Genomic DNA, 14,633 nt, shown 5'->3' with positions numbered 1-14,633 from the left:
GCTCTACGTGAGGCGCGCCTCACTACGTCATACACAGTGGGCGTTAGCCATAATTAAGAATGACCAGAACTTACATCATATTTTTACTTCTATTAATCGGATGTAAATCTGAAAAAAAAGAAGACTACTATTCTGAAGAAAAAAATGAAATTGAACATATCGATTTTAATCTTCCGACTTTTGGAAAATGGACGGAATGTTATGCGGATAAATCAGTAAAATTATACTTTGACGAATTATCAATTTCTGATAAGTTTAAAACTCTAGGAGTTTATTTAAACAATTATACATTTTCAAAAAAAGATAGTCTTGATGTTCTCGATTTTGAAGATTATGCTGTTTTTATGATTAACAAAAATGAGCAAAAATGGAAATTGACTGGAAAGGATTTAGAAAGAATATTTCGAATTCAAAAAAAGAAAACTGGAACTATTAATGTTGACAGATTGGAAGCTTTAAAAAAAGTGTATTCTGACACAACTTTTTTACATTCCGAAAAGCCAATTGTTATTGAAGAATATAAACCGAATGAAAACATATTATCTGCTTTAAAATTAATAAAGCCTTATTATGACGACCACGAAATCATAGTAGTTTATGTATACAATTTGATTCTTATAAATAATCACCTTGTTTATGGCGGATATTATTTAGACCTAAACGGAATTGAATCTCTTGAAAAGGCAAAAGAAATGAATGACATAATAATGACTAAATTTCTTGAATCGAATAAATAACTATGGCTAACAATGTACATAAGCAATAGCGGTTTGGGTGCTAATTCAAACCGCTTTTTCATTTAATTAAAGTATATTGTAATTTGAAAAGTAGTCGCTTAAAATCCGCTACTACTCATACACGAGACCGATGATGTCGAATTCGGCTTGGCGCCGAACAAAATTGCTACGTGTTCCTATCGTCGCACTCTCGCCATTTTGTGAGTCGACATCATCGAAAGGGCTACACCAAATTGCTAAATCAACGGGAATCTTGGGAATATCAGCAATCCACGGCGCTCAAAGCCCTAGTGAACTCAACATATCATTGGCTAAACGCAATTTATTAATGTATCCTATGTTTTTTTGGTATTCATCTGTTCGCTTCGCTCGGGTGGCACACCCACCTTGCCTTTGCTATTTTTATGTAACTTGCAGTTACAACAAATCACAAAGTCAGGGTCGTACTGCGCGTAGCCCTTTCGTTGGCGGTAATTAAAAAAACGAAATTCAATGAAAAAAGTAAAAAACATAATAATCATATTTTCAATACTTTTTGTAACTATAACTGCTTTTGCTCACCCAACTGGAAACATGATTTCAGTAGGTAAGAACGTCTTATGGTCCTACATAGATCCAATTAATGATATTGAACATCATGCATGCATAATGATTTGGAGAGAAGGTTCTCAACCAGAAATACTCATAAAATCAGAATTTCCTGCAAGCGACTATATTCTTTACAACAAAGAAGATTATGTATATATAATTGAAAGAAGATTTATTCAATCAACCGAAACATTCCAATGTAGAATTCTAAAAATGAAAGTGGGCGAAAAGCCAGTCGAAATATGGGGTTGGTTTAAAGACGATTGGCGAGTGGGAGAAGGTGGTTTTTTTATGCCTAGTGATAATCAAATTGTGTTTGCAAGATATCCAAAAGTTTATTGTTTGGATAAAGGAGAAGAACCTATCGAACACCATTTTGAAGTACAAAAACCGATTAACGGATTAAAAGCAGTTGAAAACAATCAATTTCTATTAACAGACGAAAACACTTGTTGGTTGGTTAACCCAAAAGGAAAGATTCTTAAAACATGGAATAATCTTTTAGACAACGAAGTTGAAAATGCACCATTAAACAGAAACCGGATATTTGATATAGATTATCACAATGGAGAATTACTAATGGCATATTGGGGTAAGAGGTCATTTGAAACAATTTCGAATAAGGGAGGCAGAAAAGTAATTTGCCAACTAGAGAAGCCTTATGCGCCTCATTGGGTAGCTTTTTTAGGTAACGAAAAACTTCTGTTTTCATCCAAACTGATTTTTAATGGTAGCACACCTAAACCTTATTTGGTTTTACTAAAAGGAAAAAATGACAAAAAAGTAATTTGGAACGAACAATAAATAACTACCGCCAATAATGGCTATTAGTAATTGCTTGTTCTCGCCTAGTCTTCGACAGGCTCAGACCATCGCTTCTGAAAACCCTCGCGGATTTTCAGTTTGGTGTGTACTTGCAAAGTTAATCGCTAAGCCACGCAACTACTCATAGCCGAGACCGTTGTGGTGCATTTTGGCCGTGCGTTGTCCAAAAAGAAAAAGCAATGATTTAATCTACAATTGAGAATTGATTTATTTACATCAATCAAAAAAGGATGCCAAATAGCACCCTTTTTGAACTTTTGTCAACCATTCTTTTAACGCAGAATCCCATACAGTAAGAATATACTTGAATTTGCATCTAACAGCGTTTGTAAGTCTTCTCCGTTGGCATTCGTTGAAAATAGACTATTACCAGTCTGTCCATTTTGTGACGGACCAACCCAAGCAATTCGGTCTCCACCGTTGTAGTAGGTAGGAGAAAAAGAAAAATCGGAGTTTGCTTCGTTTTGATAAATAAGAAGCGGTTGCGATCCACTAGTCAAGTTTATTCTGTAAATGCCTGGCGTGTCGTTAAATTGTGCCCAAAATATAATATCTCCAGCGTCTGGCGACCAGTCTAGATTACTATTGCCAAAACCTTGTGGAAAAGTCGTGAAATCTGTGACAAGCCCAGATTCAGGCTGAAGGAACGCAAGCTTTGTTTGCTCTGTATCAAAATTGTAACGTGTAAAAGCTATATCCCCAGTTACAGGAGATATTGCAAAACAGCCAAAAATAAAATCGCCTTGTTCAGCTACGGAGGTCAATTGATTCAAAGCTCCAGTCTCAAGATCATAGGCAAAAATTTCATAAATGTTCCCATTTACAGGGGCACTCGGTGAATCTACAGCTCCTGTAAAATATAATTTTTTACTATCTAGTGAGAATTTGGGACAACTATCATCTTCCACAAATGTTACTGGAATGGGTATTAATCCGGTACTACCATCACACCTAAAAATGTGCATTTGCCATCCAGATTGGGTGTCTCGCGCTTGGGCAATCCATTCGCCATCTGGTGATATGGCCACACCTATCCCTCCACCTATGCCAAGATACTCTTCGTTCGTACCATCAAAATTAAGTACAAAGTTAAATGTTCCGTTTCTGTAGATTAGTTTTGGCTGATCAAAACAGCCGTAAGAACCTCCTGGATCATTTGATGGAAGGATTGTAAAAGTATAAGATGCCAGAGCAAGCACAGAATTAAATTCATCCAGCACTTCTACCGTAATCTCTTCATCCCCTTCCGATTTGCCAACACAGTTTATGGAACTGCCACTAACCGAAGGATTGGGTAGCGGATTTTCACTGTCTGAGAGTTCGCCATTTTCTGTAGATAACCTCCATCTATAGGTTAAAGAAGACACATCTCCTTCAAAACCTGAAACAATTGCTGTAAAGGTTGCTGAATTGTTCAGCGCCAGTTTGTCATCGTTAAGTCCAGAGGCTTCAATTGAGACTGTGACATTGCTAGTATTTGGATTACTGTCGTCTGATGTACATCCTATTAAAAAATATATTAGAAATAATAAAATGATACTTTTTTTCATATTAGTTTGATGTTATTTATCTATACATCGAATTAAAATGGAAATGTCATCAAATAAAAAAGCGATACCACAACACCGTATATATATCATTGATAATCAGTTTTTTAATCGAAGTTAAGGTACATTTGGAAAGTCTCCAAATTTTTAAATTTGACGATTTCCAATAAAAAAGATAAATAGTAAAATTTAAAAATTTAGCTTGTGCATAAGCCGAAAATAATCGCTAATTTGCACGTAACGAGCCATACAAAAAACCGTTACCTTTAATTAAAAACAAACATTTAAAATATTAGAAATGAAAAAAAGAATTTTAGTGATTATTACGATGAGTGTATTTTTCGTATCATTTGTAAATGCACAAAAAATTAAAATAAAAAAAAATACTGTCTATGTTGACGGAAAAGAGTGCCTTAAAATCTCTGGGGATTCAAATAATGTTAGTTTCTCTGATATGAGTGGAAATGAACTATTTTTTTTAAAATTCATTCACAATAGTCCTTATGTATCATTATATACTAAAGTAACCTTTTTTGAAGAGGATATGTCTTTTACTTCTTCTTCGTATGTATTCACTAAAAAACTTTTAATTAAGAAATTAGTTTCGGATGGAACTCTAAAAGATTGTAAACTGATTTCTGAAAAATTAAAACGGTTTGTTCAAAAATATGATGAAAATGTTGAGATGAATTAGTAACTAAAGCTAACAATGCTATAAGTAATTGCTTGTTCTCGCCCAAGTTGGAAATTTTTTCGAAATTTCCAACTTGGTGTGTACTTATAAAGTTAAGTGCTAACCCGCACAACTGTTCATAGCCAAAACCATTGTGCAACATTTGACCAAAATTTCGTAAATGACAGAAAATTATTCAATATTTAAAAAGTTTCCGACTTTAGAACAAGCAAACGAATTGAAAGAATTGCTTAAAGAAAACGGAATTGAATCAGTACTTGCCGATAATATTCCGCCTGTTGATGTCACATTTTCTGGAAACACCTTGCAAAACGAATTCGAAGTTAGAATTAAACAATCTGACTTTGAAAAAGCGGAAGAAATTCTTGAAAAGAATGCGGAAAATTTAATTGACCAAATTGATAAGGACTATTATCTATTTGAATTTACAGACGAGGAACTTTTTGAGATTTTGCTAAAGTCAGACGAATGGAATGCGTTTGACTATACTCTTGCTCAAAAAATACTAAAACAGAGAGGAAAATCAGTTGACAAAGAACTTCTGAATTCATTGAAAAATGAAAGATTAAGAGATTTAGCAAAACCAGAAGAAAACCAAAAATCTTGGATCATTGCTGGATATATTTTTTCACTTTTAGGCGGTTTTTTAGGACTGATAATTGGATATTTTTTGTGGACTTCTAAAAAAACATTGCCGAATGGACAAAAAGCATATTCATATTCGGCAAATGACAGAAAGCACGGAAAGCACATTTTTTACATTGGATTAATAATAGCACCAACTGCTTTACTTTTAAAAGTAATCGGACAATTTTAAAATGAAAAACGTTGTACAATAATTGCTATAATTCATTGCGGTTGAATTCCTAATCGGAATTCAACGCTTATTTACTATCTTTCGGCTACGGCGCAAAATCAGCTACGATTTTCCGCAACGAGCCATAAACAAACACGTTGACAATAAACCTGAACATATATGAAAGAAAAGATTGACGGAGATAAATTTCTTGAAATGGAACATTCTATATGGAATGAATTTTTAAATTCAGCTTCACAAGGAGAATTATATCATTCATTGATGGCATCAAATTGGGATGATAATGAATATCTTTTAGATTGGTTAAAAGAAAATCCAAAGATTGATAAAGCTATTATACTGGCAGCTTACTGGATGTCAGAACCTTATTTTGCTAAACAATTCAAAAATGCAGACGAGGTTGAAGAAAAGGAAAGTTGGTATAGCGATGATTTCGATTTCACTGAAGATATAGAAAAACGATACTGTAGTGGTTTTTATAAACTGAATGAACTTGAATGTGATCCAAAAAATATTGAATTAAGAGAAGGTTATGATAAATCAGCTGACAGGACTATCATTGATTCGGATTTAAAAAGAGTACGTGAAATCCCAAAAGTCATGTTTGAAAAACTAAATGGAAAACGAATTGGTCCCATCGATCACACATTATATACAAACGGACTTCCCAACTCATATTACCGAAGGATAGAAGAACTTTTCGAGAGATACGAAATCGAATAGTAACAGTTACTGTCTTTAGGCCACGGTAGAAAAAGTCTATTGAACATTTTCCAGCAGATAGCCGTGCACAAGACCATTTTAAGTAATTTGACCAAATAGACGCATGACATCGAAAATAAAAATAGCGCTTCTGATTTTAACTTGTTTTACACTAATGGCTTGCCCTAAAGGACATTTCCACGAGTATGATTATACCGGAATTGAATTGCCTAATGATGAATTAGCTTTTGCAAAAGTGGAATATGATAAGGACAAGTTTTTAAACATCAGAGCCGGATATTACATACAGTTCATAGAACCAAAAAAAAGCGGCTTAACCGTCGTAATTGAATCAAGTCCTAATTTCGATTTGAGCAATAATGATATTGTAAAAGAAGTTAAATCTTCAGTCTTTGGGAAATTAAAAAAAGTTGACAGTATGTTCTATTCAAGTCGAATGAATGAAACGGGTAACAGCTTAACTTACAATCTGAATTTTGAAAACAGTAACGAAACAAAAATGTTAAAGAAAATAGAGGCTGACACCATTTCAATTGTATTGTTAAATGGGAAAATATTGGAATTTATTAGAAAATCAAAAACATAAAACTTGTTGTAACAATGACCATAAGTAATTACATGGTCTCGCCAATTTAAAAAGCCCAAACAATCTAAAATTGTTTGGGCTTTTCAGCTATTAACCAACTTAACTAACACTATTATAAAAATTAATTTATAATTACTATTACTTAAAACTTATCTCACGTATATAGACGTAATACTTTCGGTTTTATTTCACAGCTTTGCATTTTTAACGTGTATTTAACAAAAACCCTGATAACTGGGAAGTTTATCAGGGTTTTCTTATTTAATAGCTAAACATTAACACTAACCATCAACTATTTATGCAAACTATTAAATATACTTTTTAAGCTTTTTCATTCTTATATTAAAGACTCTTGTACAGCACACTTTGTGACAGTTATTGTGACCGTAATACCAGTTTTAACATTTTTACAAAAATCCACCACCAGACTTTTCGTCATTATCTCTTCGTTTTCGGGATTTTGCCCTGTATTTTCCACCACCAAAGCGATAAGATAAACCGGCGTAAACAGTGTTGAATTCTGGCATAAAGTTAACCTCTTGCCGAAATGGTCTCTCACTTAAAATATTAATTTCTTGCGTATCAAAAACGTTGTTAAAGTTTAAACTAAAGGTAGCTCTGTTGTCTTCCAAGAAATTGTAACGCATACCTAAGTTGGCAAAATACATAGGATCCATTTCAAAATTAAGACCGGTGTCTTTTCCTCTGTACATGGCAAATGCCGAGAAAGATAACTTTTTGCTCACTTTAAAATTATTGAATACTCTAAAGTTGTAAATAAGGTTATCAACTTCAACATTGTTTAATTCAATGTCATCTTCAGTTGGGTTTTGAATCGTTGGATCTAAAGTTTCGGCAAATCCACGTTGTCTTCTGCCATACATGTCAAAGCTTGCATTGAAGCTCCACCATTTTGTGGGTTTGTAATTACCTGAAACTTCAAATCCAAACGCAGAAGTATTATCAAAGTTGTCAATTCTTAAAATAACCCGACCAGAGCCCAACGTTGTACGATCTACAAATACACCTTGGTTGATTTCATCTTCTATAAGTCGGTAAAATACACCAGCTGTAATGCTTCCTTTTTCTAGATTTCTGGTATAATTAACTTCTACTGAGTTGGTAAATTGTGGCTCTAACTCCGGATTACCGAATTGTGAAATCAAGGGTGTATTAAATTCTGGAATAGGATTAACCTGTCCGACACCTGGTCGGTCCACACGTCTGCTAAAACTAAATTGATATGAGTTTTTTTCTGAAGCTTCATACGTTATAAATGCAGATGGATAAATTTGTGTGTAATCGTTTTCAAAAGGAAATTCAGTAACATTGTTATTGGTCAAATCTGTATCTAATGCCAAAGCATCAACATTGACAGTTTCAGCTCTTAAACCAAATTGGTAAGACCATTTGTCTTTTTGTAAACTGTAGCTGGCGTAGAGAGAATAAATGTTTCTTTCGTAATTAAAGTTAGTTGCAGTTGGTATGTAATTTCCAAATTCATTAAGCACTCTACCATCGGAATTGTAATCTATTGTATTTTCAAATAATCGTGCTTGTGCTCCAAGCTCTAATTTTGAAGTTTCGGATAAAGGGTTTACATAATCTAAATTGATTTCAGTCCTAGATCTATCAACATCGGTAAATTCGTCAAAATCTGGTCGGCTGCCAACACCGCTGAAATTGTTGTCTGTAAAAATATCGTTATTAAAAATATTATGATCTGCTTCCAGCTCTATATTGTGACCTTCTTTATCAAATTCTAGCTTGTAATTAACGTTGTATTGTTGACTGTTATTTTCATTGGTATTGTCAAATACTTGAAATTGATTAAAACTTGGGTCATTACCAAAAAGCAAATCGGTTTCTCCCAATGCACCACCATCAAATACGTTTTGGTTGGTAAATACAGAAAAGGTGTTTTTATCATTGATGTAATAATCCACACCAACTTTAAACAAATGGGAGTTGCGTATGTCCGTAATATCAAACAATTGTGTCAGGTCGGATTCTATCTGTTCTAAAATACCTTCATTGGCGTTTCGAGAAATATTATTGCCGTAACTTCCATAAAAATTGAGCTTACCATTTCTGTAATTCATATCTATGGAACTATTAAACTTAGGTTCAATTTGGTAACCCAATCCAAAATTGAGATTACCATTAAAACCAATGTTAACGTTTTTATGGAGTATTATATTGATAATACCGCTCATCCCATCAGGGTTATATTTAGCAGATGGATTGGTAATTAATTCAATTTGTTTAATAGAGGTTGAAGGAATCTGTCTCAATAATTGAGCTGCAGGGATATTAGATAGCTTTCCATCTACCATTACCTGAACGTTTTGGTTGCCTCGTAGTGCAATATCACCAGTTTGTTGATCCACATTTACTGACGGAATGTTGTTCATTATATCTGAAGCCGTAGGGCCAGATGTTGTTAAATCCTTTCCGACGTTAACTACTTTTCGGTCAATTTTTTGTTGAATGGTTGAGGTTTCAGCAACAACAGTAACCTCATCTAAGTTTTCAGCATCTTCTTCGAGCATTAAGTCTCCCAAGTTTATATCGTAGTTGCCTTTTCCTATAGTTTCTTGCTTTAGAATACTTTTGTAACCTATAAAAGTGATTTCCACATCAATTGAACCCTCAGGAATTTTATTGATGTTAAACATGCCATTATTATCGGTGATACCTCCTGTAATTAGTTTGCCTTTCGCATCTTTTACAATGATATTAACGTAGGGCAGAGGTTCGTTGAGCTCTGCATCTAAGACGCGCCCAGTTATAGAGCCGTTTTTAATTTCTGAATTTGAATTGGGTTGAGCACCTATTACGATCGATGAGATCATAATAAGCATTGCGAAGAAATGCTTCATTTTTTGATTGTTTTTTGATTGATTGATAGTTTCTTAAAATGTAGACGACTACTTTTATATTAAGTTACCTTATTTAACACACCTTAACATCTTTTTAACAATATGACTAAAAAAACACTTGTTATCGGAGCTTCACTAAAGCCACAACGTTATTCCAATATGGCCATTAATAGACTTAGAATGTATAATCATGAAGTTGTAGCTTTCGGGCTTAAATCTGGTAAGGTGAATGATGTGGAAATTGATACGGAGTTGATGTCCTATACTAATATTGATACAGTAACACTTTATTTAAATCCAAAACGACAGCAATCTTATTACGACTACATTATTGGGCTGCGACCAAAACGGGTAATTTTCAATCCTGGAACAGAGAATCCTGAATTCTATAATCTCCTAAAGCAAAATGAAATCGATTATGAAGTTGCTTGTACATTAGTTTTGTTGGGCACTGGTCAGTACTGATTTTTTGATGCACATAAGTCCGATAAACATTAATAATCCATTAATGATTAAAATTTCAAATCCTATTTCGTAGCCATTAAATAAAGCCTTAGAATTACTGTTTAAGCCATAGGAAATTATAGGCGCAACTATTGCGATTACCCAAACCCATCTATCCTTAATCTGCCATTTGGTCAACAAACCAAAAGCAAACATACCCAATAGTGGTCCATAGGTATATCCTGCTGCTTTAAAAAGTTCCCAGATGACTGAAATATCAGTAAAAATCGTATTAAACAATAGAATAACCAAAATTAAAACAATGCTAAAACCTATATGTACTTGTTTTCTAATTTTTTTGCGTTCTCTTTCTGCTTTGTTTTCAATTTCAACAATATCGATACAAAATGAAGTGGTTAAGGAGGTTAAAGCTGAATCGGCACTTGAGTAAGCTGCGGCAATAAGCCCAAGTAGGAAAAATGCTGAAGTTGCCACACCGATTTCGGGTAACATTGCAATAGTGGGAAACAAATCATCTTTTTTGGCTTCTATACTATTGATTTCGGCATATTGGGTAAGCATTAAACCGAGAATCATAAAGAGCAAATTAACAAATATCAGCACTATACTAAATGATACCATATTCTTTTGGGCATCTTTTAGATTACGGCAAGTCAAATTCTTTTGCATCATATCCTGATCTAAACCAGTCATGGTGATGGTAATAAAGATTCCAGATAAGAAACTCTTCCAAAAATATTGAGGGTCGTTACCATCATTAAAAAAGAAAACCTTACTGAGATGGCTTTCCTTAGCATTGTCAATAACTGCCGATACACTATTTAAGTCTAAAGCCGAAGCTAGAAAGATAATGGTAACCACAACAGAAACTAACATAAATAGCGTCTGAAGTGTATCGGTAAAAATAATAGTCTTAATACCACCTCTAAACGTGTAGAGCCAAATTAGGGCAATCGTTATAATAACGGTTATCACAAAAGGAACATTAAACATATCAAATACCAATAGCTGTAATACCTTAGCAACTAAAAATAAACGAAACGAAGCCCCTACAGTTCTAGATATTAAAAAAGCAACAGAACCAGTTTTGTAACTCACATTGCCAAACCTATCCTTTAAATAGGTGTAAATTGAAGTTAAATTGAGTCTATAGTAAAGTGGAAGTAAAACATAGGCAATAATTAAATAACCGAAAAAGTATCCAAAAACAACCTGCATATATCCAAATTGTTTTGCCTCAACAGCCCCAGGAACAGAAATAAAAGTAACTCCAGACAATGATGCTCCGATCATTCCAAAGGCTACCAGATACCAAGGTGCAGATTTATTGGCTTTAAAAAATGCAGCGTTCGAGTCTTCCTTTCCTGTGAAATAGGATATTAAAACAAGTACAGCAAAATAGCTTACAATTAAGATTAATATTGAAGTAGAACTCATATTATGGAGACTTTTATACTGGAAATTTTTACGGAAAATAGTACATTTGAAAAAAAAGAGCTATTTATACCCTAAATTTTATGAAAAATAATATCCTATTATTAGCATTTTCTTTATTTACTTTTAGTGCTTTCTGTCAAGATTACAGAGAATTAATAGCGGAAGGAATACATACTGTAGAATACATCTCAGAGGTTGCAGAAAATCATTTTGATACTGTGGGGCGAAGCCGGGGAACAGGTTATAAGCCTTTTAAGCGTTGGCAATATTTTGCTGAACGTTCTATGGACGAAACAGGCAAATTAAAATCCCCAGAGTTTTATTACAACGAATTACAAAACTATAATGCTAGAATAAACAGCGAAGGTTTGGCAGCAAGAACTGTAGTTGGTACTTGGGAAGATATGGGGCCAACCTATTGGAATGCAACTTCGGGCTATAATCCTGGTGTAGGACGAATTACTTCAATAGCCGTTGATGACAATAACATAGACCACATAATAGTAGGTAGTCAAACTGGTGGAGTTTGGAGAAGTACAGATGGTGGAACAAGTTGGACAGTTTTAACAGATAACCTATCTAATATCGACGTATATTCACTAGCTATAGATCCTTTGAGTAGCTCTACGTATTATTGGGGATCTACAGGTGGTTCTATATTTAAATCTACAGACAGTGGTGCAACTTGGAGCCTTCATAGTAACTTATCTGGTGGAAACGTAAACAAAATTTTAATACACCCTACCGATACTTCAAAAATGTATGCCAGCGCTCAAGGTAATGGATTGTATAAATCTACAAATGGTGGTTCCTCATGGAGTTCAATATTCTTTGTGGTTACAGGAAGTGGTTACGATTTTGAGTTTAAACCAGGTGATCCTAGTGTTATATATGCTTCTGGTAGTAGCTTCTATAAATCAGTCAATGACGGATTAAGCTTTTTAGAAATAGATGGAGTAGGTCCAAACCAATTTTCAAATGGCCCTAAAATGATTGGTGTATCTGCTAATAATCCTAATGTAGTTTATGTTGTTGAAGATTCTGGCGGTGCATTTGGCGCTCTATATAAATCTACAGATAGTGGATCTACTTTTACAAAACTAGATCACACAGGTAAAAATTATTTTGGTTACTCATCAAATCCCGAAGATCCGAATGATGCTGGGGTTGGACAAGCTCCAAGGGATATGGATATAACAGTCAATCCAAATGATGTGAATGATGTTCACATAGCAGGTATTAATACTTGGAGATCTACAAATGGTGGGGTTGATTTTAATATTAGCTCACAATGGGTGCCATTTAGTGCTTTTGCTGAGAATATCGGTTACTGTCATGCAGATGTAGATATTATGCTGTTTAGCGGTACGGGTACTAATGCCAAGCTTTTTGTTGGCACAGATGGGGGTATTTATAAAGCGGAAAATCCAACAGTTGTAAATAGTAATTATTACACAGATTTAACAACAGGTTTGGGAATTAGACAATTCTACAGATTTGGAATTAGTCAGACAGATCCTGTAGTGGTTACGGGTGGATCTCAAGACAACGGTTCTTCGGTACTTGGTACAGATGGCAATTGGACAGATTGGTGGGGAGCAGATGGTATGGAGGGCTTTGTGGATAAAAATAATTCGCAGATTCTCTATGGCACATCACAATTTGGTTCATTTGTTAAGTCATTTAATGGCGGATTAAATGTGTCAGGAGTAACACAGCCAGATGATAAAGGAGGTGAATTTCCGTGGAATTGGATTGTGCCTTTTGAGCAGGATCCAATAACTCAAGATGTTATCTACTGTGCTTTTGACGAAGTATATAAATCCTTAGATGGAGGATTTTCATGGGCATCAATATCTCCTAATTTCGGATCTAATATCGACCACTTCAAAGTAGCACCTACCAATAATCAAATGCTCTACTTGTCCATAGAAGGTGTATTTAGGTATTCTACAGATGGTGGAACATCTTGGTCTCAAGGTGTACTCAATTTATTTGGAGGTCGAATAAACGAAATTGCCGTACATCCAACTGACCCATCAAGAGTGGCGATAGCTACGACCAACAATGAAAAGGTTTATGTTAGTACTGATAACGGTGCTTCATGGTCCCCAATACGTTGGGATTTACCGAATTTCTCAGCTCAGGCATTAGCTTGGCAAAACAATGGAGAAGACGGATTGTATGTAGGTATGAATTATGGTGTCTATTATACAGATAATACCTTAGGTAATACTTGGGTGCCTTTTAATAATGGATTACCCAATGTTAGAATTAATGAGCTAGAGGTAAATACAGCTGATAATAGATTATATGCAGCAACCTATGGAAGAGGTCTGTGGAGATCAAATTTATACAATGAAAGCTTAAGTGTAGATAATTTTGAGCTTAGTGATTTTTCAATGTATCCAAATCCTGCTACTAATGAAGTCAACCTCAAATGGAATGAACAAGAAGATGTTAGCATTAGAGTTTACAATACCACAGGTAAACTTATGTTTTATGGAAAAAAAGTGAACCTGTTTAATGGACATAAAATAGATGTATCTTCATTTAATGCAGGTATGTATTTTGTAAAACTGAATAGTACAAAAGGAGAAATAACAAAGCAGCTTATTTTAAAATAAGAGCTAAACAAATAGTAATTAAGCCCAATTGTAAATCACAAGCAATTGGGTTTTTTTATATCCAAAAATCAGTAACTTCGCATTTATGGAATTTTCATCAAAACTCTTAGAAAATGCGGTGAACGAAATGTCGCAACTACCGGGTATAGGTAAGCGAACAGCCTTGAGATTGGTACTCCATTTACTACGTCAGCCAGAGCATCAAACATTTCAGTTATCAGAGGCATTGTCTAGAGTTAGAGCAGAAATTAATTTTTGTAAATCTTGCTATAATATAAGTGATAAAACTTTGTGCGAAATCTGCGAAAACCCCAACCGTAATGAAGAATTGATTTGTGTGGTTGAAGATATAAGAGACGTTATGGCCATTGAAAACACAAGTTCATTTAAAGGATTATATCACGTTTTGGGCGGAAAGATTTCTCCTATGGATGGTATTGGACCTCAGGATTTAAATATTAATAGTCTAGTTGAAAAAGTGAAAACAGGAAAGATTAAGGAACTTATTTTTGCTATGAGCCCAACGATGGAAGGAGATACTACTAACTTTTATATTTTCAGGCAAATACAAGATTGTAATATTACCATGTCAACTATTGCAAGAGGAGTCGCCGCTGGAAATGAACTCGAATATACCGACGAAATAACGCTTGGTCGAAGTATCATGGATCGTGTGCCTTTTGAAACTTCTCTAAAATCTTAGTC

Annotated in this window: 12 protein-coding genes; 9 read left to right on the top strand and 3 right to left on the bottom strand. The window is 34.3% G+C overall.

Annotated elements, in window-relative coordinates; translation table 11 throughout:
* The first annotated feature begins 59 nt into the window (after positions 1-59).
* Both KCG49_RS02110 and KCG49_RS02105 read left to right on the top strand, forming a co-directional pair.
* The gene (locus tag KCG49_RS02110) at positions 60-737 is read left to right on the top strand and encodes a hypothetical protein (RefSeq protein ID WP_218544515.1); all 678 of its coding nucleotides are present in this window, start codon (positions 60-62) and stop codon (positions 735-737) included.
* Between the two features lie 492 nt (positions 738-1,229).
* Positions 1,230-2,129 (top strand): hypothetical protein, encoded by a 900-nt coding sequence (locus tag KCG49_RS02105; protein ID WP_218544514.1) that lies wholly within the window; start codon positions 1,230-1,232, stop codon positions 2,127-2,129.
* A 293-nt stretch (positions 2,130-2,422) separates the two neighbouring features.
* On the opposite strand, the gene KCG49_RS02100 is transcribed toward KCG49_RS02105, so the two are convergent.
* Positions 2,423-3,700, bottom strand: a complete 1,278-nt coding sequence (locus KCG49_RS02100; RefSeq protein ID WP_218544513.1) for a TolB family protein — start codon at positions 3,698-3,700, stop codon at positions 2,423-2,425.
* 295 nt (positions 3,701-3,995) lie between these two features.
* On the opposite strand from KCG49_RS02100, the gene KCG49_RS02095 reads away from it, so the two are divergent.
* From KCG49_RS02095 to KCG49_RS02080, 4 genes are all read left to right on the top strand, one after another.
* Positions 3,996-4,391 carry a hypothetical protein gene (locus KCG49_RS02095; protein WP_218544512.1) on the top strand — a complete coding sequence of 132 codons (396 nt, stop codon included), beginning with the start codon at positions 3,996-3,998 and terminating at the stop codon, positions 4,389-4,391.
* Between the two features lie 160 nt (positions 4,392-4,551).
* Positions 4,552-5,208: a putative signal transducing protein gene (locus KCG49_RS02090; RefSeq protein ID WP_218544511.1), complete on the top strand. Its 657-nt coding sequence runs from the start codon at positions 4,552-4,554 to the stop codon at positions 5,206-5,208.
* 195 nt (positions 5,209-5,403) lie between these two features.
* Positions 5,404-5,931, top strand: coding sequence for a DUF4274 domain-containing protein (locus tag KCG49_RS02085; RefSeq protein ID WP_218544510.1), 528 nt, complete (start codon positions 5,404-5,406; stop codon positions 5,929-5,931).
* 154 nt (positions 5,932-6,085) lie between these two features.
* Positions 6,086-6,517: a hypothetical protein gene (locus tag KCG49_RS02080; RefSeq protein ID WP_218544509.1), complete on the top strand. Its 432-nt coding sequence runs from the start codon at positions 6,086-6,088 to the stop codon at positions 6,515-6,517.
* Between the two features lie 407 nt (positions 6,518-6,924).
* On the opposite strand, the gene KCG49_RS02075 is transcribed toward KCG49_RS02080, so the two are convergent.
* Entirely contained in the window at positions 6,925-9,399 is a 2,475-nt protein-coding gene (locus tag KCG49_RS02075; RefSeq protein WP_218544508.1) for a TonB-dependent receptor, read from the bottom strand.
* Between the two features lie 102 nt (positions 9,400-9,501).
* Between KCG49_RS02075 and KCG49_RS02070 the strand changes: the two genes are divergently transcribed.
* A complete protein-coding gene (locus tag KCG49_RS02070; RefSeq protein ID WP_218544507.1) occupies positions 9,502-9,864 on the top strand; it encodes a CoA-binding protein in 363 nt (120 codons plus the stop codon).
* Here the strand turns inward: KCG49_RS02070 and KCG49_RS02065 are convergent.
* Positions 9,835-11,301 (bottom strand): sodium:solute symporter, encoded by a 1,467-nt coding sequence (locus tag KCG49_RS02065; RefSeq protein WP_218544506.1) that lies wholly within the window; start codon positions 11,299-11,301, stop codon positions 9,835-9,837. The two genes, KCG49_RS02070 and KCG49_RS02065, sit on opposite strands and share 30 nt — an antisense overlap.
* Before the next feature lie 80 nt (positions 11,302-11,381).
* On the opposite strand from KCG49_RS02065, the gene KCG49_RS02060 reads away from it, so the two are divergent.
* Together KCG49_RS02060 and recR are read left to right on the top strand one after the other, a co-directional pair.
* Positions 11,382-13,928, top strand: a complete 2,547-nt coding sequence (locus KCG49_RS02060; RefSeq protein WP_218544505.1) for a T9SS type A sorting domain-containing protein — start codon at positions 11,382-11,384, stop codon at positions 13,926-13,928.
* Between the two features lie 85 nt (positions 13,929-14,013).
* Positions 14,014-14,631, top strand: coding sequence for a recombination mediator RecR (gene recR / locus KCG49_RS02055; RefSeq protein WP_218544504.1), 618 nt, complete (start codon positions 14,014-14,016; stop codon positions 14,629-14,631).
* Positions 14,632-14,633 lie beyond the last annotated feature (2 nt).

This window comes from Winogradskyella luteola (assembly GCF_019203985.1).
Lineage (GTDB): Bacteria > Bacteroidota > Bacteroidia > Flavobacteriales > Flavobacteriaceae > Winogradskyella > Winogradskyella luteola.
Note: the sequence above shows the minus strand (reverse complement) of the source record. Positions and strands in the feature narration are given on the sequence as shown.

What these genes read in the sequence shown, in the direction of transcription:
- KCG49_RS02105 (WP_218544514.1), top strand. Translation starts at nt 1,230, where the DNA reads ATGAAAAAAGTAAAAAACATAATAATCATATTTTCAATACTTTTTGTA.
- KCG49_RS02110 (WP_218544515.1), top strand. Translation starts at nt 60, where the DNA reads ATGACCAGAACTTACATCATATTTTTACTTCTATTAATCGGATGTAAA.
- KCG49_RS02095 (WP_218544512.1), top strand. Translation starts at nt 3,996, where the DNA reads ATGAAAAAAAGAATTTTAGTGATTATTACGATGAGTGTATTTTTCGTA.
- KCG49_RS02085 (WP_218544510.1), top strand. Translation starts at nt 5,404, where the DNA reads ATGGAACATTCTATATGGAATGAATTTTTAAATTCAGCTTCACAAGGA.
- KCG49_RS02080 (WP_218544509.1), top strand. Translation starts at nt 6,086, where the DNA reads ATGGCTTGCCCTAAAGGACATTTCCACGAGTATGATTATACCGGAATT.
- KCG49_RS02090 (WP_218544511.1), top strand. Translation starts at nt 4,552, where the DNA reads ATGACAGAAAATTATTCAATATTTAAAAAGTTTCCGACTTTAGAACAA.
- KCG49_RS02100 (WP_218544513.1), bottom strand. Translation starts at nt 3,700, where the DNA reads ATGAAAAAAAGTATCATTTTATTATTTCTAATATATTTTTTAATAGGA.
- KCG49_RS02060 (WP_218544505.1), top strand. Translation starts at nt 11,382, where the DNA reads ATGAAAAATAATATCCTATTATTAGCATTTTCTTTATTTACTTTTAGT.
- KCG49_RS02065 (WP_218544506.1), bottom strand. Translation starts at nt 11,301, where the DNA reads ATGAGTTCTACTTCAATATTAATCTTAATTGTAAGCTATTTTGCTGTA.
- KCG49_RS02075 (WP_218544508.1), bottom strand. Translation starts at nt 9,399, where the DNA reads ATGAAGCATTTCTTCGCAATGCTTATTATGATCTCATCGATCGTAATA.
- recR (WP_218544504.1), top strand. Translation starts at nt 14,014, where the DNA reads ATGGAATTTTCATCAAAACTCTTAGAAAATGCGGTGAACGAAATGTCG.
- KCG49_RS02070 (WP_218544507.1), top strand. Translation starts at nt 9,502, where the DNA reads ATGACTAAAAAAACACTTGTTATCGGAGCTTCACTAAAGCCACAACGT.